The organism is Halovivax gelatinilyticus (genome assembly GCF_024300625.1).
Lineage (GTDB): Archaea > Halobacteriota > Halobacteria > Halobacteriales > Natrialbaceae > Halovivax > Halovivax gelatinilyticus.
Map to the genome: position 1 here is coordinate 1,195,502 of NZ_CP101322.1, position 18,845 is coordinate 1,214,346.

At 64.3% G+C, this 18,845-nt stretch carries 21 protein-coding genes; 10 read left to right on the forward strand and 11 right to left on the reverse strand.

Annotation, left to right across the window (positions count from 1 at the left end):
* Positions 1 to 287: 287 nt before the first annotated feature.
* From NKH31_RS05875 to NKH31_RS05890, 4 genes are all read left to right on the forward strand, one after another.
* Positions 288 to 665: a MarR family transcriptional regulator gene (locus NKH31_RS05875; RefSeq protein WP_254864199.1), complete on the forward strand. Its 378-nt coding sequence runs from the start codon at positions 288 to 290 to the stop codon at positions 663 to 665.
* On the forward strand, positions 662 to 997 hold the full coding sequence (locus NKH31_RS05880; RefSeq protein ID WP_254864200.1) for a hypothetical protein: 336 nt from the start codon (positions 662 to 664) through the stop codon (positions 995 to 997). Before NKH31_RS05875 ends, NKH31_RS05880 begins: the two co-directional genes overlap by 4 nt.
* Before the next feature lie 232 nt (positions 998 to 1,229).
* Positions 1,230 to 1,541, forward strand: a complete 312-nt coding sequence (locus NKH31_RS05885) for a thiamine-binding protein (protein WP_254864201.1) — start codon at positions 1,230 to 1,232, stop codon at positions 1,539 to 1,541.
* A gap of 163 nt (positions 1,542 to 1,704) precedes the next feature.
* Positions 1,705 to 2,598, forward strand: coding sequence for a hypothetical protein (locus tag NKH31_RS05890; RefSeq protein WP_254864202.1), 894 nt, complete (start codon positions 1,705 to 1,707; stop codon positions 2,596 to 2,598).
* A gap of 52 nt (positions 2,599 to 2,650) precedes the next feature.
* Here NKH31_RS05890 and NKH31_RS05895 read toward each other — a convergent pair whose 3' ends face one another.
* The 4 genes from NKH31_RS05895 to NKH31_RS05915 form a co-directional block, all read right to left on the reverse strand.
* Complete coding sequence (locus NKH31_RS05895) at positions 2,651 to 3,937, reverse strand: DUF418 domain-containing protein (RefSeq protein WP_254864203.1); 1,287 nt, start codon at positions 3,935 to 3,937, stop codon at positions 2,651 to 2,653.
* A 175-nt stretch (positions 3,938 to 4,112) separates the two neighbouring features.
* Positions 4,113 to 6,923 (reverse strand): S8 family serine peptidase, encoded by a 2,811-nt coding sequence (locus NKH31_RS17740; RefSeq protein WP_305038428.1) that lies wholly within the window; start codon positions 6,921 to 6,923, stop codon positions 4,113 to 4,115.
* 224 nt (positions 6,924 to 7,147) lie between these two features.
* The gene (locus NKH31_RS05910; protein WP_254864204.1) at positions 7,148 to 8,011 is read right to left on the reverse strand and encodes an alpha/beta fold hydrolase; all 864 of its coding nucleotides are present in this window, start codon (positions 8,009 to 8,011) and stop codon (positions 7,148 to 7,150) included.
* A gap of 82 nt (positions 8,012 to 8,093) precedes the next feature.
* On the reverse strand, positions 8,094 to 8,576 hold the full coding sequence (locus tag NKH31_RS05915) for a hypothetical protein (RefSeq protein ID WP_254864205.1): 483 nt from the start codon (positions 8,574 to 8,576) through the stop codon (positions 8,094 to 8,096).
* A gap of 298 nt (positions 8,577 to 8,874) precedes the next feature.
* Between NKH31_RS05915 and NKH31_RS17670 the strand changes: the two genes are divergently transcribed.
* The gene (locus tag NKH31_RS17670; RefSeq protein WP_256547915.1) at positions 8,875 to 9,009 is read left to right on the forward strand and encodes a hypothetical protein; all 135 of its coding nucleotides are present in this window, start codon (positions 8,875 to 8,877) and stop codon (positions 9,007 to 9,009) included.
* A 78-nt stretch (positions 9,010 to 9,087) separates the two neighbouring features.
* Here NKH31_RS17670 and NKH31_RS05920 read toward each other — a convergent pair whose 3' ends face one another.
* From NKH31_RS05920 to NKH31_RS05935, 4 genes are all read right to left on the reverse strand, one after another.
* Positions 9,088 to 10,176: a twin-arginine translocation signal domain-containing protein gene (locus NKH31_RS05920; RefSeq protein ID WP_254864206.1), complete on the reverse strand. Its 1,089-nt coding sequence runs from the start codon at positions 10,174 to 10,176 to the stop codon at positions 9,088 to 9,090.
* A gap of 518 nt (positions 10,177 to 10,694) precedes the next feature.
* A complete protein-coding gene (locus tag NKH31_RS05925; RefSeq protein ID WP_254864207.1) occupies positions 10,695 to 11,288 on the reverse strand; it encodes a GNAT family N-acetyltransferase in 594 nt (197 codons plus the stop codon).
* 68 nt (positions 11,289 to 11,356) lie between these two features.
* Positions 11,357 to 11,860, reverse strand: coding sequence for a GNAT family N-acetyltransferase (locus NKH31_RS05930; RefSeq protein WP_254864208.1), 504 nt, complete (start codon positions 11,858 to 11,860; stop codon positions 11,357 to 11,359).
* An 86-nt stretch (positions 11,861 to 11,946) separates the two neighbouring features.
* Positions 11,947 to 12,633 (reverse strand): type 1 glutamine amidotransferase domain-containing protein, encoded by a 687-nt coding sequence (locus tag NKH31_RS05935; RefSeq protein ID WP_254864209.1) that lies wholly within the window; start codon positions 12,631 to 12,633, stop codon positions 11,947 to 11,949.
* 319 nt (positions 12,634 to 12,952) lie between these two features.
* On the opposite strand from NKH31_RS05935, the gene NKH31_RS05940 reads away from it, so the two are divergent.
* From NKH31_RS05940 to NKH31_RS05950, 3 genes are read left to right on the forward strand one after another with little or no spacing between them, the layout of a single operon-like run.
* Positions 12,953 to 13,210, forward strand: a complete 258-nt coding sequence (locus tag NKH31_RS05940) for an AbrB/MazE/SpoVT family DNA-binding domain-containing protein (protein ID WP_254864210.1) — start codon at positions 12,953 to 12,955, stop codon at positions 13,208 to 13,210.
* 7 nt (positions 13,211 to 13,217) lie between these two features.
* A complete protein-coding gene (locus NKH31_RS05945) occupies positions 13,218 to 13,634 on the forward strand; it encodes a type II toxin-antitoxin system VapC family toxin (protein WP_254864211.1) in 417 nt (138 codons plus the stop codon).
* A gap of 33 nt (positions 13,635 to 13,667) precedes the next feature.
* Positions 13,668 to 14,138, forward strand: coding sequence for a hypothetical protein (locus NKH31_RS05950; RefSeq protein WP_254864212.1), 471 nt, complete (start codon positions 13,668 to 13,670; stop codon positions 14,136 to 14,138).
* A gap of 9 nt (positions 14,139 to 14,147) precedes the next feature.
* Here NKH31_RS05950 and NKH31_RS05955 read toward each other — a convergent pair whose 3' ends face one another.
* From NKH31_RS05955 to pdhA, 3 genes are all read right to left on the reverse strand, one after another.
* On the reverse strand, positions 14,148 to 14,813 hold the full coding sequence (locus NKH31_RS05955; protein WP_254864213.1) for an O-methyltransferase: 666 nt from the start codon (positions 14,811 to 14,813) through the stop codon (positions 14,148 to 14,150).
* A 136-nt stretch (positions 14,814 to 14,949) separates the two neighbouring features.
* Positions 14,950 to 15,975: an alpha-ketoacid dehydrogenase subunit beta gene (locus NKH31_RS05960; protein WP_254864214.1), complete on the reverse strand. Its 1,026-nt coding sequence runs from the start codon at positions 15,973 to 15,975 to the stop codon at positions 14,950 to 14,952.
* On the reverse strand, positions 15,972 to 17,147 hold the full coding sequence (gene pdhA, locus NKH31_RS05965) for a pyruvate dehydrogenase (acetyl-transferring) E1 component subunit alpha (protein ID WP_425492315.1): 1,176 nt from the start codon (positions 17,145 to 17,147) through the stop codon (positions 15,972 to 15,974). Before pdhA ends, NKH31_RS05960 begins: the two co-directional genes overlap by 4 nt.
* 536 nt (positions 17,148 to 17,683) lie before the next feature.
* Between pdhA and NKH31_RS05970 the strand changes: the two genes are divergently transcribed.
* Entirely contained in the window at positions 17,684 to 18,127 is a 444-nt protein-coding gene (locus tag NKH31_RS05970) for a hypothetical protein (protein WP_254864215.1), read from the forward strand.
* Positions 18,128 to 18,466: 339 nt separating this feature from the next.
* Complete coding sequence (locus tag NKH31_RS05975; protein ID WP_254864216.1) at positions 18,467 to 18,721, forward strand: hypothetical protein; 255 nt, start codon at positions 18,467 to 18,469, stop codon at positions 18,719 to 18,721.
* Positions 18,722 to 18,845: the final 124 nt, after the last annotated feature.

The window sequence follows — 18,845 nt, forward strand, 5'->3', positions numbered from 1 at the left end:
CCGATCGCGGGAACGGGTCCACACGGACCGGGTGAGGCGGAAACGGTTCGTCGGCCCGACCGGCCGACCCACCCGGGTTCTATACTGCCCCTCGTGGTAGGGCCGGCGCGAGTGGGCGCACCGCTCGAACGGGGTGAGAGATGACTGTCATCGCACGATTCGAGGTCATCCCCGTTCGCGACGGGAGCCCCGCCGAGAGACGGTCGACAGCACTCGTCCGGCGATAATACGTCAAATACTTAAAATATATCAGTACACTCAATAGTGTCAGTACCGTATACTCGTTCATGTCGATCGATATCGAGCGGTTCGAGGAGGACGATCCAGACGCGTGGGAAGAGCCCACGAACGCCGAGCGGGTGCTGGCGTTCCTCGCCGATCACGACGACCGGGCCTGGAAAGCCGGTGAGATCGCCGATCGCACCGGTATCTCCCAAGGGTCGATTGGGCCGGTGCTGGTCAGACTCCGCGAGCAAGATCTCGTCCGCCACCGGGGATCGTACTGGGCGATCACCGACGACCGGGAGCGACTTCACGACGCGACCGAACTGCACCGAATCACGGCGAGTCTCGACGAGCGGTTCGGGTCGGAAGATCGGAGCGAGTGGATCGCCCACGCGGCAGAATCAACCGACGAAGGTACCGCAGAACGAGACGAAGGATGACGTACGAGCGTGGTACGGTCATCTGGTGTCGTGATCCGTTCAAAACCGACCCGGACGCCGGTCGGCCGTGGGTTGTCGTAAACAATCGAACCCATCCGTTCGGCGACGAACAGTACATCACGGTAGCCCTCTCGACGAGCGGGCACGACGGAGCGATTCCACTGACGATGGACGACTGGATAGATGGCGAAACGCCGCGCCAAAGTTACATTCTTCCCTGGTCGACTCACTCACCGAGGAGCCGTTACGTCGAGTTCAGACAGGGACGACTCACTAGTGACGTCGTGAACGCTGCGCTGGACGAACTATTCTCGTACGTCGACGCCGAGTAACGAAGAACAGCATCGCCCCTGGGACACGTACCGGTTCAGACAGTTCGACGGAATCGTCTCGGCGAAACGCTTCACTGGCGGACGTCCCTATCGACACCTCGGCCGAATTCGCGTTCGGTTCGACCGCAGGTATCCACCGGGTCAACTGCACGACCACCCGGGTACTATGACGATCCTCGTAGTAGGGCTGGTGCGAGTGGGTGGCCGAACCACCGCTCGAACAGGGTGAGAGATGACTGTCATCGCACGATTCGAGGTCATCCCGGTACGCGACGGGAGCCTCGCCGAGGAGATCGCACGGGCCGTAGACGCGCTCGAGGAGTTCGGCGTGTCGTACGAACTGACCGCGACGGACACGGTGGTCGAAGCCGACCACGTGGACGAGGTGTTCGACGCCGTCAAGGCGGCCCACGACGCGGTCGACGGCGACCGCGTGATCACCTCGCTCGAGGTCGACGAGCACCGGAGCCGGGAGCAGGACGCCGAAGATCGCGTCGAATCCGTCGCGAGCGTGCTCGGACGCGAACCGAAGCGAACGGCGTAGATATCCGGTCGTGAACACGGGCAGGTGAGTCGGTCGACCGATCGGCGCTCCACGCCCGTGAAGTGTGCTTTGATAACATGGCGGTCGTTCTGACGCTCCGGCTTTTCTGTCATTTGAGTTAAGTTTATCTCAGCTGGGAGCCTCTGTAGTGGTGTGAATTGACATGCCAACTACTGTCGATGACTCCACCTTCGGAGAGCAGTCACGCGAACGCGACGGGGCGAGCCGGTTCGGACGAGTTCGTAAGGGGCGATCGGTTCGCTCACTCGTCCGGCTGGGGGCGTTTTCCCTCTCGCTGGCGCTCGCCGCGCTGATGACGGTCGCGTTCCTGCCGGATCTGCTGGCGCTTCTCGCCCTCGGCTGGACGGGCGAGGTCGGCGCGGAACTCGGCATCCACCGACTGCACGTGATGGGAATCGCCGCGGTCGTCGGCGCGTTCTTGCTCGGACTGTTCAGCCAGGCCTACCGCCCGAGAAAGCGGATCGCGGCCATGTGGGGTGCGTTCGGAACCATCCTCGTCGTCAGCGTCGGCACGCTCGCCTACGGCGTCGGGCGACCGGAGGAGGTCCTCCCGTTCCTGGCGGTGACGAGCGTCGCGCTCGTCGCCCACCCGGCGGGGCGGGGACTGCTTCGCCGTGGCTCGAGTTACAGCCCGGCTATGCTGGCACTGGTCGCCGTCGCCGCCGTGCCGCTCGCCGCGTTCGCGCTATCGCAGTGGAGCCTCTCGACCAGCGCGACGGACCCGCACGCCCTCGACGGCCACTACGTGATGATGGCCGGGCTCGTCCTCGCGCCGCTCGCCTACGGGACGGTCGCCGCGCTCGGCTTCGTCGGGTGGCGTCTGGCCGCGTGGATCGCCGCGCTTCCGATCGCCTACTACGGTCTGCTCTCTGCGGCGTTCACGACGCAGTCGGGTTCGACCGGCGTCGCCTGGGGCGGCGCGGCCGTGGTCTGGGCGATCGCGTTCGTCGCCGTCGCCGAGTACTCGCGCACTAACGACGCCTCGATCCTGCGCAGACCGATCGGTCGGACGGACGAATCGTCCAGGTCCGCCTGATCGAATCGGTATTCGGACCCGGGCGATCCGACCTACGTTTTATTTCTCGAACTTATCCGCGCCGTTCGACCCGCAGCGGTTGTCTCTCGCGATAGGTGAGCACGCGCCAGAGCCACTCGATCGGGCCGTACCGGAAGTAGTGCAGCCAGAGAACCGACAGCGGGATCTGAATCGCCCAGATAACCACGACGATCCCGAGCGCTTCGACGCGCGTCACGTGGCCGAACAGCCCGAGGCCGTGGCCGTAGAAGATCGACGTCGCGAGGACCGTCTGCAGGATGTAATTGCTGAAGGCGGTCCGACCCACCGCCGCGAGCCCCGTCGACACCATCCCGGTCGGTCGCCAGCGACAAAAGCGCATCACGAGGCCGACGTACGCGACGGCGAGCGCGATCGATCCCCAGTAATTGAACTGCCGGTAAAAGAGTGCGGCTTCGACCCCCCAGTCAGCCGACTCGACGTACCAGACGCCGGCAAGGATAACCGCAATTCCGCCCGCGCCGCCGACGGCGATCAGCCGACCGTACTCGCGAGTGGTACGCTCGTTCGTCAGGACGCCCCACTTGAACAGCGCCATGCCGAGTAGCATCAGCCCGCCGACCCGCCAGGCCGTGTAGCCGAGAAAGCCGGACGTCTGTCGGCCGAACGCAGCCGGTATTCGGTGAGAGAATTGATCGACGTAGCTCCCGCGGTAGGCCGCGAATTCGGCCTCGATCGACGCGGTCGACGGCTCCCACGTGCTCGCGACGATGGCCGGATCGGCGAACAGCCCCGCGAGCGCCTCGATCACCGACGGAACCGCCAGGAAGAGCACGCCGACGGTCGCGAGGACGCGCGCCGTCAGGTCCTTCAGGAGGACGACGAAGAGCCCGCATAGCGCGTAGGCGACGAGGATGTCGCCGTACCACAGCAGGTAGGCGTGGGCCAGGCCGAACGCGAGCAACCAGCCGATCCGCCAGAAGTAGAGATCGAACGGCTCCCGGCCGCCGCGGTCGGCTCGTCGCGTAAACAAAATCACGCCGCCGCCGAACAGGATGGTAAACAGCGCGATGAACGTCCCCTCGGCGAAGACGTGACCGACGAACCACGCCCAGTAGTTCGCGCCCGAAAAGTCGCCGTAGATCGTCGGGTTCGCGAGCACCCGCTCGGGCATCGAGAACACCCGAATGTTGATCACCAGAATGCCGAGCAATGCGAACCCGCGCAACGCGTCGAGCGCGACGATCCGCTCGGATGGCGGCGTGGGACCGTCCGACCGGTCGGGGTTAGACCCCGCTCGAGATTCCTCCTGACCCGCCGATTCGTCGGCCCCCGCGGCGCCCGGGCGGTCGTCGCTCATCGATCACCGCGTCGGTGAGTCGGACAGCCCGGTTCGAAAACGATCATCGCGTACTGCGTTCGTCGAGCGGTCGGTACAAAAAATGAGGTGAACGGCGGTCGGCCGGCAGTGGCGCGGCGGTCGGCCGGCAGTGGCGGAACCGGTGTGCGCCGGTCCCGTCCGAAACCGCCCGCGTTTAGTCGTCGCTCGTTCCGACGACGGGGCCGGCAGGGACGCCCTCTGACGGACGTCCACGACCTGATTCGAGGTAGAATTCCGGTGACTCCCAAGTGTCCCAGTGGTCGGGATTTTCGGGATCGCCGAGTGTCCGAAGGGCCTCGACGACGAGCGTGTATCGACCCGGCGGGACCGGGCGGCGGTTGTCACTCCCGCCCGACGGGGTCCGTCCGTCCCAGGCGAACGCGTAGTAGGTCTCCGGGTCTGGACTTCGAGAAACGTACGCCGATTCCATCGCGAGCCACTCCCGACCGCTCTGCTGGTGGACGGCAGTGACGCGGAACGTCCGCGGGAAGTGACCGAAGAACGCCTCGACGACCGGGAGATCGTCGTCGCCCGGCGTGAACGCGTGGCCCGGATCGACCGGTTCGTAGCCGACCGGTTCACCGTCTTCGAAGACGATCGACGCGAGGTGGGGTTCCTGCTCGACGAACTCGGTGGCGTCGGCGTAGTAGCCGAACAGGGGCAGGTCCTGGTAGTCGCCCTCGTAGCCCGAGTAGGGTACGTGGAGCGTGTCGTGGGACTCGTCGGTCGGTTCCAGCACGACGTAGCCGCCGTACTGGTGGTTTGGCCACCCGAACGCCGGCGCGTGGATGGAGACGTCGACGTCGGCGGAGTCACCGGCTGGAACCGTGACGGTCGCGGGTGCGTCGATGACGCTACCAGGGCCGAGGAACGCCGGCGCAAACGTGTTTGCGGCCGTCCCCAGCGTCCCGACGTTGCCGATCGCGTATTCGACGTCCGCGTCGCCGTCGTTCGTGAGTGTGAGCGTGGTGTCGGTCCCGTCCCCGTCTCCGAGCGAGAGCTGACCCGGCGTCACTCGCCCGTCGGCCTGGATCGCCGCGTCCACCTGTACCATCCCCGCCCCCTGTCGGAACGAGTGATCGAGGAGACCGGCGCCTGGATTCAACGACCAGGCCATCGGCTCGGCCGTGTTCTGCAGTCGATCGCGCACGTCGAACGGATCGAGATCCGGTTCGGCTTCCAGTAACAGCGTGACCGCCCCGGCCACGTGCGGTGCGCTCATGGACGTCCCCGAGAGCATGGCGTACTCGCCCAGATCGAGCGGGTAGGTCGACGTGATGAGTCCACCCGGTGCGGTGACGCTCGGGCCGAAGGCCAGTTCGACGTCCTGCCCGTAGGAGGTGAAATCCGAGAGCAGCCCGCCGGTCGGATTCGGAACGGTGACTTGCTCGTCCGTAAATTCGAGCGTGACCTCCTCGCCCTCATCGAGCAGGTCGACGAGGGCGGCGCCGCCGGCGTCGCTGATGCCGGCGCCCCAGACGCCCTCGACGCCGGCGTCCGCGATCGTTCCGCTGAACAGACCGGCGACGTTGTTGTAGATGACGACGCCGGTCGCCCCCGCGTCGACGGCGTTCAGGTACTTGTCCGCGAACGCGCAGTGACCGCGCTCGATCAGCGCGACGTGTCCCTCGGGGAAGTCCGCGAAGTCCTCGGCGTCGCAGCCGAAGTAGCCGACCTCTCCGTCGATCTCGCTCTCGGCCGGCAGGGCGAGCGGGTCCGACTCGCCCTCGGTCGGCGGCAGCTCCGCCCCGCTGAGTTCCAGATACGGGACCGGGTCTTCGAGCTGTTCTACCTCGAATGCGAGCGCTTCGAGGTGCGTGTTGTCCGCGCTGGCGACGCTGATGATGTCGTGGGCGTTCGCCGGCGCGCTCATGCTCCAGGCGCCGAGTCCCCCGTCGTTCCCGGCCGAGTTGACCACGACGACGCCCTGGTCTGCGAGTTCGTTACTCGCCGCCGTCGTCGGGTACGCCTGGCCCCAGGCCAGGGTCGCACCGAGCGACATGTTCACGACGTCCATTCCGTCCTCGTAGGCGTCCTCCAGTGCCTCGACGATGATCTCGGCCGTGCTCGATCCGACGTCGAAGATCTTGTACGCACCGAGGGTGGTCTCAGGGGCGACGCCGGTCACGCCGCCGTCGTCGGCCGCGTCGGCCCCGACGATACCGCCGACGTGCGTGCCGTGGCCCTGCGGGTCCATCGGATCGGGATTCGGATCCGGTTCGTCCGCGTCAGGATCGCCAGCATCGTATCCCGCGCCGACGTAATCCCAGCCGTGGCTGATGCGCGAGTGGGGCTCCCCGTCGGCGTCGGTAAGCGTCCGGTCTGCGGCCGAGATCGCCGTGTAGACGTCGTCCGGATCGCCGCTGCCGCCGAGGTCGGGGTGATTGTAGTCGATCCCCGTGTCGATCACCGCGACGGCGTAGCCCGCGCCGGTGTAGCCGAGTTCGGACCGAGCCGCGTCCGCCCCGGTCATCGACAGGGCCGTCTCGAGCGCCGGCGAGGCCTCGTCGGGCTCGGGGTGGTCGACGATCGCAACCGGGTAGACCGCGTCGACGCTATCGAGCGCAGAAAGCGCGACGGCCTCGCCGAATCCCGCCTCGACCGTGAGGCCGTTCCACAGCGTCGAAAAGTCCCGCCGCTGTGCGAACCGAACGCCCTCCGCCCGCGCCTCGCTCCGGAAATCGGCACGCTCCGTGGCGTGGGTGCTCGCCGCGACGCCGCGAGCCCGCGGGGCCGCCTCGAACGCGACGAACCAGCGATCCCTGACGAACCGATCGGGTGTCCCCTCTACGGTCTCCCACGGCGGCGGACTCTCCGGATCGAGGGGCGCGGGATCCGACGAGTCGCCTCCGGCGGTAGCCATCCCCGAAAGGACCGCCCCCAGTCCCGCCACGCTCGCGAGCTTCAGCGTCGTTCGTCTGTCGAGTCGATACGTGCCGTCCTCCGCTGTGTCGTGATCGCTCATATCTCTCTGGTTGTGCGTCGCCAGCGCCGGGCCGATCGGTCCGCCACGGCACTCGGTCGGATTCGGCGCCGAGTAGATTCGTCCGGAATCTGGTACGTTCGGCCGGCGGGAGTTACCGCCCGGCGTGACACTCATTGGTGTCCATAATCGTGTATAAGAATGTATGGTTATTCCTCAAGGAAATGATGAATTTCCCGGATACTCTGGTCTTCCGCTCGAAGGATCTAAACCGAAAGGAACGATCGGATCGAGTCGGCCACCCGTTTCTGCCCGCGCTTTGAGAGTACGTGTTTCTCGCCCGGGAGGATCCCGACCCGGTCTGCCGATTCGAGTCGGTCCGATGCACGCGGCTCGATCACGTCGGGCGGAAAGAACGGATCCTCCTCGCCGAGGGACAGCGCCACCGGCGCGTCGAAGTCGGCTAGCTCGTCCGCGCTCGCCGTCGGGAACTCGCGTTCGAGTTCGACGTGTCGAAGCGAGGCGGCGACTGTCTCGCGGACGACCGGGTCGGCGTCGGGATCGGTGACGATCGAGGCGAGCACTCGATCGAGTAGCCGGTCGCTGGGGACGTATCGATACGCGATCGAGCAGAGCCCGATTTTCGCCATGGTCGAGATCGAGCCCGTGCCGAATCCGGCTGGAACGACGAGGCCGGCGCGGTCGATCCGGTCGGGCGCGCGGGCGGCCGTCCGGAGGACGATCCCGGCCCCGTAGGAGGTGCCGATCATCGGAGCGGACGCCAGCTCGAACGCGTCGAGGAGGTCGACGACCCACGCGCCGTAGCCCTCGCCCCGCGGATCCGGCCGCGTCTCGGCGCTGTAGCCCGGTTGGCCGATCGTATCCGGGGCGATCAGTCGGTACTCGTCGGCCAGATCGGCGTACCACGACAGCGTCATCGGGTTGGTGGCGTTCCCGCCGTGAAAGACGATCACCGGCTGCCCGTCCGTCGGCCCGGCACAGAGGACGTGCGTCTCGCCGGCCCACGTGTCGACGAATCGCTCCGTGACGTCGACGTCGAGACGGGCCAGAGCGTCCTCGTAACACGCCTCGAGAACGCGTCGTCCCGCAGCGGACCGGTAGACGGACATCGTGCGTACGTGTTCGGACGAGCGAAAAAGCGATTGCGGTGCGCGATACCGACGGTGGGCCGGCCCGTTCGAAACCGGCGTCTCAGTGTTCTGGGAACGGCTCCGGCGATAACGCCTCCACCTCGCCGTCGATCTCGTCGTAGAGGAGCCATCGGTCGCCGTGTCGGCAGAATTCGAACTGGACTTCGGATTGATACCTGGGTTGATCGGGGTGTGTTACTCGAATTAGCGCGCTCGCCTGCGTTCGATCCTCATCGTCAAGGATCTCTTCGTGGAGGCCCGATTCGATCACGTGAGAGTCCTCCCCGGGATCATCCCACTCTGAAGTGATCGCGGTGACCCGTTGTTCGTCGTAGAGTGTTAGATCGTTCACGTCGAAATCGACCGGTGAGTCCGGGTGGAGGTGCGTACTCGCTTCGTCGAGATCGACGGCATCGAGTGCCCTGAAGAATTCTTTGAGGGCATCCGGTGGATCGGGTGGGTCATCTTCAAAGGAGTCGGTACAGCCTGCGACACCGAGGGTGAAGGCGGACACCGCGATCAGTTCGTATTCACGCCTCCTCATCGGTACCCTCTGCATCAGGAAACGGCTCGGAAGTGAATGCCTCAACGTTGCCCCCGACCTCATCATAGACGAACCAATCCTCGTCGGACCGACGTTATTCGAACGTACCCGAATGAGTAAACCGCGGCGAATCGATCGCAAAACCGATGCTGAACCACTTTCGAGAGTTATCCGCCCGAACCTCTTCAGTAACGTTTCCACCGTGTTCCGGATCGACGTGAGTCACGCTGGAGGGGCGAATATCCCCATTTTCGTACACGTCCAGATTGACCGAAGCGAGATCGACCGGCGACCCGGAATGCAGAAGCTCCTCGGCGGTATCAAGATCGCCGTCGAAGAGGGCTTCGAAGAACTCTCTGAGGACGTCTGGCGGGTCGGATGGATCGTCTTCGAAGTAGCTGGAACAGCCAGCGAAGCCGATAGCTCCTACTGACACCCCGATCGTACAAAAATTTCGTCTGTTCATTTGGGAGGGTCTTGCTGACTACTATGGGCAATGTCTATTTATTATTTACCCAACGTGTTTATCGTCCCAAAAATCGTCCGGGAGCGGACCGGTCAACGACATTTCGACCGGGTACTGATAGTGGAAGTCGTGATCGTCCAATTGCGCGATTGCTTCCGTATCCAGGTCGAACCGTTCAGGGTGTGCGTTGACGGTAGCTCCGGCGTAGGCGGTCAATCCCTCGTGGATTTCTGGGAACTCGATCCCTCGAATTCCGGCATGCAGCAGCCGATCTGAACTCACACGGGCTTCGATTCGCTCGCGGAACGAGCCGGCGTTCGCGGGCATGATGAGCTCGAACGTTCCACCCATGTGCAGCGCCCCTGGTTTACCTATCAGGTCGACCACGTCGCCGACGTTGATTTCGAGCGTTTCGTTGGGTTCGAGATTTACCTCGTATTTCGTCCACCAACTGGTCTGTTTCCGCCCGTCCCAGTCCCAGTCGCGTTCGTACGTCTCCGGTCGATCAAAGTAGTCGTCGTACAGCCATCCGAGCGCTTCGAAAATCGTCTCGGCCGCCGCGACGTACTTGTCGGCGCCCATCTGACTCAAGCCGAAATCGATGACGTAGTCGCTGACGTTGTTTCCTTCGCCGTCGTCGTACTCGTCGTGGTAACCACCGATCCAGTCGGAATTAGGCGCTGCGTGGATGAGTCCTTCTTGCGGTCCAGCCGCAGAACTATCGTCCCAGGAGATCGCGTGTCCGGAGCGCTCTACGTTGGATAACAGTACGCCGGTGTCGGTGTGGGTTATTGCGTTCCCGTTGATTTGAAGTGATATCCGGTCCCAAGGCTGATCTGACACCGGGTTTGCTTTGAACTGGACGACCGCCATGGAGGCATAGCCTTCTACACTCCCGCCGTAATTATCGGTCGCTTCGTCGCTGAACTCCCAGGTCCGGTTAATGTCACCGCCTCCGCCGCCCGGTGGCGGATCGAACGGATTCCGGTCGTCCGTCCCTGCGTCGTCATCGTCTCTAGCCGAAACCGTCTGTGAGAGCAGACCCGCACTCACGCCCGTTATCGCCGCAGTTTGGAGGAACTGCCGACGCGGGCGGCTCGGTCGTCGTCGGTCGTATGGGTTGTCATTTCCCATGAGACAGACATTCACAACCAGCGTCACAAGTGTTTGTAAAATGAATATAATTAACTGTATAGGGGAATAGAGAACATTAAATTAGAATGTCTTGAGTCATTTCTTCGAAAGTGGTGGTCATTCAGCTGTTCGTTTTGGATATCGCCATTCAGTTTTCCCCATGGGTCGCCCCACGACTCGGCATCGAACCGGCGATCGACGGCCGGATCCCCGCTCGTCAACTCGGCACGAGAAGGCCCTCTCTCCACTCCCGTACCCTACCAAAGTCGAACTCGAACGCGGCAACGGGCACCCGAGTAGTCATCTGCAAGCACTTGGAGTGCAGTTGGCCGATCACGCCGGAGTCCCGGCGTCGAGCACCACGCTCTTCGTTCGGTCACGGACGAACGAAGTAGACACGTACTGGGTGTAGTTCGAAGGGCGGGCGACTATCCTATCTAATGGAACGACCAGAGGACCGAACACTCCACCCCGCTGATCCGCGAGACACCGATGCTTCGAGCCACCGGACCCGCGAGTCACCCCCGCTTCGACTCCTCGTACTCCGCTCTGGAAATCGAGTATCGGTGACAGTCGAAGACCTCGCCTTCGACCGCCAGGTCGTTTCGCAGCAAGCCCACGTACCGGCCGCCGAACCGGTCGACGTACCGTTCGACCGCGCGTTTCGAGCGCTCGTTGCCGTCGATGTACTTGACGGCGACCAGGTCGAGGTCGAGCCGGTCGAACGCGAGTTCGAGAAAGACCGCAGCCCGCTCTCCTGAATAGCCCCGGCCCCAGAAGCGCGTATCGAGGATGATCCCGAGCGTGGCGACGCGGCGATCCCACTTCGGATACAGTCCAGCGATGCCCGCGAGTTCGCCGGCGTGGGGTTCGCCCTCCGTCGGTCGAATCGCGTACTGCACCCACTCGCCATCCTCGAAGGCGTCCTGGGCGCGCTGGATCAGGTCGTAGGACTCTTTGACCGTCCGGTGTGGATCGGAATCGACGTACTCGAAGATTTCGTCGGCGTCGGGATTCGCCCCGAAGACCTCGTAGAGCGCACGCGCGTCGAGCGAGTCGTGAGACAATCGCTCGAACGTCAAGCGCTCCGATTCGATGGTTTCGGGGAACATGTCGAGGAGTACGTGGCTATCTGACAAGAATGTTCGCGGTGAGGGCCGACGATGCAGTTCGGGCGGGACTAGGCGGACAGCGTCTTTCGCATCTCGGTCACGGTCCCGTAGACGCCGTCGTCGAACTCGAGGTCGTGGTCGGTCACCCGCGAGTAGCCGTGAGATTCGTAGAACGAAACCGCGTTTAGCGAGGCCCACAGCCCCAGCGACGACACGCCCGCCGACCGTGCACGCGACTCCAGAGCCGCGTAGACGGCCGATCCGACGCCCTCACCCGAGACCGACGGGTGGACGTAGACCGCCGTGATTTCCCCGTCGACCGCAGCCTCGATGTAGTCGTCGGCGTCCGGTTTCATCCAACCGAAGCCAACGATAGTCCCGCCGCAGTCGGCGACGAGGAACTCGGTTTCGGGCGACTCGATCGGGTACTCGTCCGGATCGCGATCGTGCGCCCACGCGCCGACCTGCTCGTCGTCGTAGTGGTCGCCGGCGAGTCCCTCGATCGACGCCAGGTGGACGTCCCGAATAGCGTGGGCGTCGGCGGGAACGGCCTCGCGAACCTGCGTCTCCATCTATCGATGGCCAGAACGAGGAGCGATATCGGTGTTACGGGCCATTCGACAGCGCAACCAAGAATGGTGAGAAAAACGTCCACCAGCTAGCCGTCGACGCCGAGTTCGTCGAGGAGCGCCTTTGCGGCGGCGTTCGAGGACCCCGGTCCGCGAGCGGTCAACAGGTCACCGTCGACCGTGACCGAGGTCTCCGAATCGAGTTCGGCGTCCCAGTTCCCGCCGACAGCTTCGACCTCATCTTCGACCCAGTAGGGCAGTTTTCGACCGTCGGGTAAGCGGTCGCGCTCGTCGACGATGTCCTCCTCCCAGGCGTTCGGAAAGCCGGTGACGTCGCGGCCCTCGACGAGCATCCCGCCGTCGGAATCGCGGGTGAACGCCAGCAGACCGACGGCGTGACAGACGACGAGCGCCTTCGACCGCTCGGTCTCGACGGCCGTCCGGAGCGCCTCCCGTGCGTGTCCGTCCTGCGTGATGTCCCACTCGGTTCCGTGGCCGCCGGGGAAGACGACCGCGTCGTACTCGTCGGGGGTCGCCTCCGCGAGCGCGATCGGGTTGTTCAACCGCTCGTCGGTCTCGTGGACCTCGCGGACCCGCTCGGCCGTCTCCTCGCCGACCTCCTCGGGATCGACCGACAGGTCGTCGACGACCGGCGGGTTTCCGGTCGGCGTCGCGACGGTGACGTCGACGCCGGCGTCCGAGAGCGTCGTCAGCGGCTCGACGCACTCTTCTCCCCAGTAGCCCCCCTCGCTCACGATGAACAGTGCGGACGTCATGCATGGCTAGCGTCGCGAGTGACTGGCAAATAGCCCGAGTGCACCCATCAGAACGGCGACCGGTCGAGACGTCGAACGTGCCGGCTCGCTGGTCCGGGACACCGACGACCGATCCAGTTCTCGCCCGTTGATCGGCTTCCATCCCACGAGTTCGGCCGTTACCGTGACCGAGCACCGTCGTATAGTTTGGAAGACGTCTCACACCGAATCCCGTACCCGACCACTCGACCCGACACGTCATCGCTTCGTAAAACAGGCCTATTATCCGAAGTAAGGAAATATACAAGTAGTAAGGCCGCCATTGTTACGTAAGGACAGTATGATCACAAAGGACGCGACCATCACGAGCAAGGGACAGGTGACGATTCCGAAGGAGATACGCGAACGACTCGAACTCGATTCGGGGACAGAAGTCGAGTTCGTACTCGACAGTGGAGAACTCGCCGTCAAGCGAAAGCAATCGACGATGGACGAGTTGCGTGCGCTACGCGACAGGCTCTCACATCGTGAAGTCGACGTAGACGAGATGCGTCGCGAATCGAATCGGGCGTGGGCCGACCACCTCGAGAGGCAATGAACGCAGTATGCTATTTCTCGATTCCTGGGTGTGGCTCGAGTATCTCTTCGACGGGGAGGCGTCCGAGTCCGCCGAGCGGGTGATCCAGCGGGCGATAACCGAGGGTGGACTTATCGCCCCGACCGTCGTGGCCGAAGTTCGCTATCGCGTTCGAACGGTAGATGGCAAAGAATCAGCGGATGACGCCGTTCGAGCGCTAACCACCGCCGACGAAATTCGAAGTATGCCGATCGTAGACGAGATCGCCGCACGCGCCGCCGACCTCCGCTATCGGTATTACGAGCGCGGTACCTGTGAACTCTCGTACGCGGACGCGATCCACGTCGCGACGGCCAGCGCTCACGGCGACTGCGAGGCGCTCTACACCGGCGATCCGGACTTCGCGAGCGTCGACGAGGTCGAGACCGTCGTGCTCGAACGGTGAACGGTATCCGTCTCGACCGAGTATGGAGCACCGATGACGGCCGAATCTGGCGACGACGCGGCGTGGTACGAGACCGAAGCCGACGCGCTGGAAGCCCTTCGGGACGAACTAGAGAGCGAGGACGTCACCGAAACCCGCCTCGCCGGTCTCTACGAGCAGGTCAGTACCAGTCCGCCGCAGCTCTGGAACACGGCGACAGCCTTCATCGACATCGAAGTCAACGAGGCGACGAGCGATGTGAGTCGTCTCGATTCGGAGAGCGGTGAACCGCAGGGGGCCGCGAACGGCGAGGCGGTCGTCACGGAGGTGTCGAAACTGGCGCGCGGCTGGTGGGCTCCGGAGATCGTCGAAGATTGTGACGCGATGATAACGCTGGAGGTCCGGCGCGGACTCCCGGCCGACGACTTCGCGTCCCTCGCCTCGAAGGAACTCGCGGAGCTGATCGAGGACGCGAGAAAGAACGCAGAAAAGGCGCGATCGGCCGACGAAAGCGAACAATCCTGACGTGACTAGTTACGCTTCCCGGGTCGTCACGGCCAGCCCGCTTCCCACCGGCAGGACGACCGTGTGAAAGCCGTCGGCCGCCCGAACGGTGTCGAGGTAGTCGGCGATCCCTCGCGTGTTGTCGTCGTCGGGAAGCGGCTCCCCGGATTCGACGTACGGAAGGATATCCTCGTAGTCGACCGCACCGTAGAAGATGTTGTCCGCGATGACGACGCCGCCCGGCGCGAGTTCGTCGCGGATCAGCTCGAACGCGTCTGCGTACCTGGACTTCTGGTGGTCGATGAGGACGACGTCGAACGGTCCCTCGTGTTCGCGGGCGATCTCCATCGCGTCGCCGTGTTCGAACGTGGCACGATCGGCGACGCCGGCCTCGGCGAGGAACCGCTCGCCCTCGGCGAGTTCCTCTTTGTCGATCTCGGTGAGGATAATCTCGCCGTCGTCGGCCATCCCCTTCAGGAACCAGTAAGCGGAGTAACCAAAGCCGGAGCCGAACTCGAAGACGCGCTCGGCTCTCGTCGCCGCGGCGTAGGATCGGAGGACGCCGCCGGCGTCGGGGCCGATGATCGGAAACCCGCACTCGTCGGCGTGATCCGCCATCGCCGCGTGGATCTCGTCGTGGTCGGGACCGGTCGCCCGAAGGTACCGCTTGACGGAGTCGTCGAGGTAGTCGGCCATGCGAGAGCCGAGGATAGACGGCGCCATAAACGGTCGGGCACCGGAAATCACACCGTCGATGGAACCGCTAATCACCCCCTTGCTGTCGACCAGGGGAGTACCAAAGGGCAGGTCTAACGAGCGTTCACCGCCCGACTCAGGCCTCGACCGTCTCCAATACCCCCTCTCGAATCCGAAGCGCCTGGGGCAGGTAGAAGTCCTCCAGCGAGTGCAACGGGACGGGCGCGTCGAGACCCGTCACTCGCGTGACGGGCGCTTCGAGGGAGTACAGCGCCTCCTCGTTGATCGTCGCGACGATCTCGGCGCCGACGCCGGCGGTCTTCGGCGCCTCGTGGACGACGACGGCACGGCCGGTCTTACGGACGGAGTCGGTGATCGTCTCGATATCGAGCGGCGAGAGGCTTCGCAGGTCGACGACCTCCACCTCGATCCCCCGCTCGGCGGCGAGTTCGTCGGCGACGGCGAGCGCCGGCTGCGTACTCGACCCCCAGGTGAACAGCGAGAGATCCTCGCCCTCGCGACGGATCGATGCTTCGCCGATCGGCGTCGTGTACGACTCGGTCGGCACGTCTTCGCGGAAGGCGCGGTAGAGGCGCTTCGGTTCGAGGACGATGACGGGGTCGGGATCGCGAATCGCGGCGGCGATCAACCCCTTCGCGTCCGTCGGCGTACTCGGCGTCACCACCTTCAGTCCCGGCTCGTGGACGTAGGCGGCCTCGCGTGACTCGGAGTGGTGTTCGGGAGCGCTGATACCGCCGCCGTAGGGCATCCGGACGACCATCGGGAGCGTATACTGTCCGTGGGTGCGCGATCGCATCCGGGCGGCGTGGCTGACCAGCTGGTCGTACGCCGGCGAGGCGAAACCCATGAACTGCATCTCCGCGACCGGACGCATTCCGGAGAGCGCGAGTCCGATCGAGGAGCCGACGATCGCCGACTCCGCCAGCGGCGTGTCGATAACCCGCTGCGGACCGAACTCGTCCTGTAAGTGCTCCGTCGCCCGGAAGACGCCCCCGTTCGTCCCGACGTCCTCGCCGAGAACGACGACGCTGTCGTCGCGAGCGAGTTCGCCCGCCAGCCCGTCGCGAACGGCCTCGACGAGCGAGAGTGGCTCGGTTTCGGTCTCTGCGCCCTGCTCGGATGGGGTGGTCGTCGTGCTCATTCGCCCACCTCCCCGAACGCCTCGTCGCCGTGGCGTTCGCGTAATTCCGCCAGGTCCGAAAGCTGTTCGCGTAGCCGGTCGGTCGGCTCCTCGTAGACGTGTTCGACGATCCGCCCGGGATCGGTTTCGACGGCTTCGGCCCGCTCGACGGCCAGTTCGAGACAGTCCTCGACATCGTCTTTGATGGATTCAGCCGTCTCGTCGTCGAGAATCTCCTCACGGTAGAGGTATCGTTCGAGTCGTTCGACCGGGTCGCGCTCTTCCCAACCGGAGGCGTCGTCCTCGTCGCGGTACGCCGATGGATCGTCGGCGGTCGAGTGCGGGCCGAGCCGGTACTGGCAGGATTCGATGAGCGTCGGGCGGCGTTCGCCCTCGGCCGGGTGCTTCGCCTTTCGGACCGCCGCTCTCGTCACGGCGTAGACGGCGAGCGGATCGGTGCCGTCGACGCGGACCCCTTCGATGCCGTAGGCGGCCGCCTTCTGGACGATCGTCTCCGAGGCAGTCTGGGCCTCGACGGGCATGGAGATCGCCCACTGGTTGTTGTTACAGACGAAGATCGCGGGCACGTCGTAGACGCCGGCGAAGTTTAACCCCTCGTGGAAGTCACCGGTCGAAGTCGCCCCGTCGCCGAAGTGACAGAGGACCGCACGGTCGTGTTCGCCCTGCATCGAAAAGCCCCAGGCGAGGCCCATCGCTTGTGGCACTTGCGTGCCGATCGGTATGTACTCCGGCAAGGCGTTTACGTCGTCCGGGACGGCGTATCCCTCGCGATAGCCCCGGAGGTGGCTGAGCAACGACGCGTACGATCGGCCGTGGGCGTGCTTTGCGGCGTGGTCGCGGTAGGTCGGGACGAGCCAGTCCTCGTCTTCCAGCGCGAAGCTCGTCGCGACCTGCGATCCCTCCTGGCCGGCCATCGGCGCGTACGTCGAGATGCGCCCCTGACGCTGGAGACCGGTCGCCCGCTCGTCGAAACGCCGGGCGAGGACGAGTTCCTCGTACATCTCTAGGAGTTGCTCGTCGGACAGGTTCGGGCGTTCGGCTCCCGGCAGGATCTCGCCGTCAGTGGACAGAACCTGGACCATGTCCTCGGGCGGACTGGCCGTCTCTTCGGCGTCACGTTGGCCGGTCGGTTGCGGTCGATGCGTCGGTTTCGGATCGTCGTGTGTGCTCATCGTTAGCGGTCGTGGGTATCGGGTTGGTGTGTGGTGTGACAGTTCGTCGGTCACCCGCAACGCTGTCGGGTGAACGTGCCGGCCCGGCCTCGCTGGCTACGAGAACCGGGAAACGGACGACGACGCCTCGGAATCGGTGTCAGCGAGCCGAGGCGGGTGTCCGCCGATTAAAATGTTACTCGAATAATAAGCCAGAGAAAATCCTCTACGCGTCGCGGAATCTGCTTGGCGGACGAACGCGTCTCGTACTGGCTGGCGGACGCCATACCCCTTCGTTCGGGGAGGATGTACATAATTCTTCGTGAGTTGCGTTGCCACACGCCAGGATTCGGCCGATTATCCCCACAAGAAAGTCGATTCTCGAACGAACGTCCAGGTTCGGTGGCGAAATTCGACGGTATGTCGGCCATTCACCACAGTGTACGACGGTGAGTTGTACGAATGTCAACACCAGAAGGAGTCGATTCGCGCCGTATCCGCCTCGTATCGGATCGTTCGGAACGCGTAACGATGACGAGTCGCGTTCACGATCGAGTGTGCACGGGACGGAATCGCGGCCCCGAACGAAGACGACGGTTCTCGTCGGACTCTGGGTGCTGGTAACGCTGACGTTCGCAGGGACGGCCTGGATTCTCGTCGACGAAGACACCACCGAGTCGTTTGACGCGGCCGGGCTCGAAGATTCCCCGGATGAAACCTGGAACGCCCAACCGGATCCGCTCGTCGACGAGCCTCGGACCGAGACGGGAGCCGATTCGGAGGGAACGTCCGCACCTGAGGACGGTGAGGACGATCACCCAACGGCGGATTCGGACGGCGACCCGTCTCACGAGCGCGGACCGCCGGCAGATCGTGGACCGTCAGCTGACCACGGTCCACCCGATGACCGCGGGCCGCCGTCCCACGCCGCCTCGAGTAGTGACGAGTCCGATCGCGGGCCACCCTCCGAGGACGGACCTGCCGGTATCGACGATGAGTGAGTCCCTCGAGTCGACGTCGACGAAAAGGGGCGGACTGGTGCGCCCACCGGCCCGCTTCCCGGTCGCTCAGCGGATCCCTGGTCCGGTATCGCCGGACCGATATCGGCTACGAGAGCCAGCGAAAAGGGTGGTCGCCCTGAGCGTTGCAAGGTTGGACCGGCGAGCCTGCATGTTCAGGCACCTCGCCGGATCGATTCGTCGAGTTAAATCGGGCCGACCGGCCGCTAGAACGCGACCGAAACCAACCACTACGATTATGTGACTCCCATCCAATCGATTACTCGAATAGCCGGGCGCCGTCTCGATTCGAGTAGACGGACCCGTAAGACAGTGATCCAGATGTTCGATCTCACCCTACCCGCGCGACCGCGTCTCACCAAGACGACGCTCTATCACGTCGTCGGGTGGGGCCTGCGAATCTACGTCGCCTGCCTCCTCGTAATCGGTCTCTACAGCGTCCTCTGGCTCGCCGAAGTCGCTGGCTACCTCGACGAACAGACGCTCGCCGTCATCTGGCTCGCCGTCGCAGGGATGGGAACCGCCTTCCTCGTCCTGCTCGTCCCGCTGTATTACTCCAGTCGTCGCCGATCGTGACGCCCGACGCCAACGGCTGAACGCCGACCGAGAGAGGAGCGTCTACACCACTGCGAGCGGACAGCCCGGCACGATCGGCTGTCTCTCTGGATTCGTCACCCGAACCACGTCCAGCACCACGCTC

Coding starts and splice junctions, on each gene's coding strand:
- NKH31_RS05875 (WP_254864199.1), top strand. CDS start 288: ATGTCGATCGATATCGAGCGGTTCGAGGAGGACGATCCAGACGCGTGG.
- NKH31_RS05880 (WP_254864200.1), top strand. CDS start 662: ATGACGTACGAGCGTGGTACGGTCATCTGGTGTCGTGATCCGTTCAAA.
- NKH31_RS05885 (WP_254864201.1), top strand. CDS start 1,230: ATGACTGTCATCGCACGATTCGAGGTCATCCCGGTACGCGACGGGAGC.
- NKH31_RS05890 (WP_254864202.1), top strand. CDS start 1,705: ATGCCAACTACTGTCGATGACTCCACCTTCGGAGAGCAGTCACGCGAA.
- NKH31_RS05895 (WP_254864203.1), bottom strand. CDS start 3,937: ATGAGCGACGACCGCCCGGGCGCCGCGGGGGCCGACGAATCGGCGGGT.
- NKH31_RS17740 (WP_305038428.1), bottom strand. CDS start 6,923: ATGAGCGATCACGACACAGCGGAGGACGGCACGTATCGACTCGACAGA.
- NKH31_RS05910 (WP_254864204.1), bottom strand. CDS start 8,011: ATGTCCGTCTACCGGTCCGCTGCGGGACGACGCGTTCTCGAGGCGTGT.
- NKH31_RS05915 (WP_254864205.1), bottom strand. CDS start 8,576: ATGAGGAGGCGTGAATACGAACTGATCGCGGTGTCCGCCTTCACCCTC.
- NKH31_RS17670 (WP_256547915.1), top strand. CDS start 8,875: ATGCAGAAGCTCCTCGGCGGTATCAAGATCGCCGTCGAAGAGGGCTTC.
- NKH31_RS05920 (WP_254864206.1), bottom strand. CDS start 10,176: ATGGGAAATGACAACCCATACGACCGACGACGACCGAGCCGCCCGCGT.
- NKH31_RS05925 (WP_254864207.1), bottom strand. CDS start 11,288: ATGTTCCCCGAAACCATCGAATCGGAGCGCTTGACGTTCGAGCGATTG.
- NKH31_RS05930 (WP_254864208.1), bottom strand. CDS start 11,860: ATGGAGACGCAGGTTCGCGAGGCCGTTCCCGCCGACGCCCACGCTATT.
- NKH31_RS05935 (WP_254864209.1), bottom strand. CDS start 12,633: ATGACGTCCGCACTGTTCATCGTGAGCGAGGGGGGCTACTGGGGAGAA.
- NKH31_RS05940 (WP_254864210.1), top strand. CDS start 12,953: ATGATCACAAAGGACGCGACCATCACGAGCAAGGGACAGGTGACGATT.
- NKH31_RS05945 (WP_254864211.1), top strand. CDS start 13,218: ATGCTATTTCTCGATTCCTGGGTGTGGCTCGAGTATCTCTTCGACGGG.
- NKH31_RS05950 (WP_254864212.1), top strand. CDS start 13,668: ATGACGGCCGAATCTGGCGACGACGCGGCGTGGTACGAGACCGAAGCC.
- NKH31_RS05955 (WP_254864213.1), bottom strand. CDS start 14,813: ATGGCCGACTACCTCGACGACTCCGTCAAGCGGTACCTTCGGGCGACC.
- NKH31_RS05960 (WP_254864214.1), bottom strand. CDS start 15,975: ATGAGCACGACGACCACCCCATCCGAGCAGGGCGCAGAGACCGAAACC.
- pdhA (WP_425492315.1), bottom strand. CDS start 17,147: ATGAGCACACACGACGATCCGAAACCGACGCATCGACCGCAACCGACC.
- NKH31_RS05975 (WP_254864216.1), top strand. CDS start 18,467: ATGTTCGATCTCACCCTACCCGCGCGACCGCGTCTCACCAAGACGACG.